Origin of the sequence: Streptomyces marokkonensis (assembly GCF_008312835.1) — a bacterium.
In the GTDB taxonomy this organism is placed as follows: Bacteria; Actinomycetota; Actinomycetes; order Streptomycetales; family Streptomycetaceae; genus Streptomyces; species Streptomyces marokkonensis_A.
In genome coordinates, this window is the sequence record NZ_VSKS01000079.1 from 1 (window position 1) to 524 (window position 524).

Here is a 524-nt window from a genome sequence, read left to right on the forward strand (position 1 = left end):
TCCTACGGCAGTGACCAGGAGCTGAACGACCACCACTTCCACTACTCGTACTACGTGATGGCCGCGGCGATCGTGGCGCAGTACGACCCGCGGTGGGCCGCCGACTCCGAGTGGGGCGGCATGGTGAAGGAGCTCATCAAGGACGCGGCCAACCCGGCCAGGGACAGTGCCAAGTACCCGTTCCTGCGCGGCTTCGACGTCTACGCGGGCCACAGCTGGGCCGCCGGCCACGAGGCCTTCGCCGCCGGCAACAACCAGGAGTCGTCCTCGGAGTCGATCAACCTCAGCGCCGGCCTGATCATGTGGGGCTCGGCCATGGGCGACAAGGCGCTGCGCGACCAGGGCGTCTACATGATGATGACGGAGTCGGAGTCGATCGCGCAGTACTGGTTCGACGCCGACCAGCAGGTCTACCCCGAGGACTTCACCCACGACGTCGTGGGCATGGTGTGGAGCAGCGGCGGCGCCTACGCCACCTGGTGGACCGCCAACCCCGAGGAGATCCACGGCATCAACTTCCTCCC

The 524-nt window shown here is 67.0% G+C and carries 1 protein-coding gene; it reads left to right on the plus strand.

The window, feature by feature from the left end; all coding sequences use genetic code 11:
* The coding region (locus F1615_RS35490) for a glycosyl hydrolase (protein ID WP_244328984.1) at nt 1-524 on the plus strand (524 nt) is incomplete at both ends.